This window comes from Paenibacillus sp. EKM212P (assembly GCF_011066115.1).
GTDB classification, from domain to species: Bacteria; Bacillota; Bacilli; order Paenibacillales; family Paenibacillaceae; genus Paenibacillus; species Paenibacillus polymyxa_B.
On record NZ_JAAMNR010000084.1, the window covers coordinates 1 to 231 of the forward strand.

Consider the following 231-nt stretch of genomic DNA (forward strand, 5'->3'; position numbering starts at 1 on the left):
TACAAGGTGGAGCCGGTTTGCGCGGCCAGTTGTTTCAACTGCTCGCTATCCTCCAAGCTGATCGCAAATTCCAATCGCGCTCCTTCCAGACGCTGTACGGCTGGTCTTGCAAAATCCGTTGGCATATCCAGCGCCGGAATGTCACCAGCCATCATGTTCAGCCAGTAGCTTTCCTGCTCACGAAGACGTTCACTTTGCATATCGGCATGCTGCCAAACCGCATAGTCCTTG

General features: G+C 53.7%; 1 protein-coding gene. It reads right to left on the reverse strand.

Annotation, left to right across the window (positions count from 1 at the left end):
- The coding region (locus G9G54_RS25145) for a condensation domain-containing protein (RefSeq protein WP_165179974.1) at positions 1-231 on the reverse strand (231 nt) is incomplete at both ends.